This is a genomic window from Endozoicomonas sp. SESOKO2, from assembly GCF_024606245.1.
In the GTDB taxonomy this organism is placed as follows: domain Bacteria; phylum Pseudomonadota; class Gammaproteobacteria; order Pseudomonadales; family Endozoicomonadaceae; genus Endozoicomonas_A.
Window position 1 is genome coordinate 1 of sequence record NZ_JAHHPQ010000336.1, and the last position, 2,420, is coordinate 2,420.

The 2,420-nt window shown below is 45.8% G+C and carries 2 protein-coding genes; both read right to left on the reverse strand.

The window, feature by feature from the left end; all coding sequences use genetic code 11:
* Nucleotides 1–448, reverse strand: a 448-nt coding sequence (locus KDK17_RS07650; RefSeq protein ID WP_257287762.1) for a hypothetical protein, incomplete at its 3' end; no start/stop codon positions are given.
* 151 nt (nt 449–599) lie between these two features.
* A partial coding sequence (locus KDK17_RS07655) for a transglutaminase-like domain-containing protein (RefSeq protein WP_257287763.1) occupies nt 600–2,420 on the reverse strand: 1,821 nt, incomplete at its 5' end.

Sequence of the window (2,420 nt, forward strand, 5' to 3'; positions counted from 1 at the left end):
TTCGGATATCCAGCACCAGAGTCAATGGCTGCGAACCTTCAAACAGCTTGCCCGGGCTTAGAGCTTGGTGACCATCACCGGAAATGCTTAACCGGCTCACCAGGTTAGCCTGTGAGAGGTCATCGGGATGGGAAATAAGGGTGACATCCCGGTGTTCATCGCAGGTCCGCGCAATTAAAAGCTGTCGAACCTCATCATCACTGGTGACAAAACGAAAATCGAAAGCATGAGGAGGCTTTTGGAGTGAGGAATCCGTTGAGGATACGGTTCTCTCCCGGTCAGGTGACTTAATCTGAGGTGACGATACATTGAGTTTGGTAATGACATCAGAGCAGATCGCTACATCATTTGCCGATAATTCCAGCTTTGGTTTTTTTAATGGTACGTTAGTATCATAAACGTCACTATCAAGAACCGATTTGTTTATTTCCCCGATCCGACTATCCATAGCCAACCACCCTTTCTAATATCTTTTAAAAGACTGCATTGAAATTGTTTGATAGTTGGATATTAAAATGGAATGAAAGTTCAATTAGGATAGTTGCCCGGAACCATTGAAGGAAATCATTGATCTCGAAAAACTCAACATGACCATACGGTTACCATGTATCCAGAGCGTCACTCATCGAATTCAAGTTCACGGTGCTCAAAAACTCTTCGGCAATTTTTGTCAGCTCATCGGACTTAAGCACCAGGGCGTTACTGGCGTTATGAGCCTGACTTAAGTAAGCATCCTTTACAGTGTCCTGAAGACGGGAAGAACTCTGAATAACACTCATCATGGCATACAGCTCTTCAGGTGAGGATGGATCATGAGCGCCGAAGTGGTTCGGGCGACCCTCAGACCTGATTCGAGCACCGGCCCAACAATACGTTAAGCGTGCGCCTTTCGAGTGTGTCACTTCATACAGGTAATGAATGAAGGCATGCTCAATCGCTTCCATGCATTTGTACTTCAAATGATCCACAGGCGTTTCCTTTTGAAACGGCACATCAAGAAGGGAATCTAGCCTGGACATGTAGTGGCTATTGATATCAGCCATTTTTTGCTGATATTTTTCTTCCTGATCTTTAGATCGCTGGGCACCAGGAGCTACTTTGAATTCTTTACTCAATGCCTGCATAGCTTTAGTGAATTGTTGATTTATTTCCGCTCGTTCATTCATTTGTGTCCATATCAGCTTCAAATTCGGGTTGTTCTCAATTTTTAGTCGAAACAGGGCCTCGGTCTTTTCACTCATCCCTTCGTCGTACCAGCGAGGTTGCCCCAGGATAATCACCGGACGGTAGTTCGCTTTGCCCGAGTTTAACTGTGGGAACGCAGGATGGCGCACCAGCAATCGTTCTATATTCGGAACGCCCTCAGGTTGGTCCGTCCAGGCAATTTGTAAAGATCGTTTGGCAATGAGATTTTCAAGGGTTGTGGAAAACCCATCATGACAATGAGTGACAAACAAGGCATTACTTTCTCTCACTCGGGAGCTTATATAAGTGTGCTGCCATACCTGGCTATTTTTTTCCCGGGACAACAACGCCTTGTACCATTTTTTCATGCAATTAACGGCATTAACCTTCAGTTCATTGATGGCTTCCAGACGCAACAATAACTCATAATGTTCACCGTGATTTACAATTTGACTTTCATAAATCGGCAGTGGATCCAGCCACCCTAATGCCAGGGCTTCACGGGCAAATTGAATAAACGAAGGCTTGGTTAAGTCACTGCTTTCCAGCAGAACATCCACTATTGAACTCAACCACTGGTGTCGGCATGCTCCGGCCTTATCAATCATTTTTGAATGGAGTAACCTGAGTGGCTCAGTGACCTGATCTTCATCGTTTGCATACAATATTTCTCTGACTGCATCAGACATCGGCTTATAGGTCTGTCGACTGTAGCAAGGCATACCGCCGAGATCGTGGTAAGGCATACCACCGAACAATTCCTTCTCGTAATGGCTCAATGCTTCTGCCTCTTGCGACTCGATGATTGAGACGCCCATGGAAAAACCGGCTAAATCTCTCCGTGCCCAAAGACTTCTTACCAGTTCGACAGTATCCAGATTTATTTTTGGCAGTGCGCTGTTTGTCTCAAGGGCTTCGTTCAGTGCCTCAAGCCGTATACCGAGGGCTTCAGCCAGGGCTTCACATTGTGCTGAATCAGCCCTTTTCAGGAGATTCTTAATCTTCTTTAACTCAGTGCCGGAACCGTGGACCTTTCTGGTGAGCTGGAAGTCAGGAACGATTTCTTTTAGCTGCACAGGCTCCCCGCCCAAATCCACTGACTTCCAGTTTTTGCCTTTATCCAAAGAATACTCGGCAAAGCTGTGGTTAGAGTTACTTATTTGCCGACATTGAATCCCGTAATAACGACAAAAAGCAATAAAAACAGGCACACGATGACGGCAGCTACCTTGCCG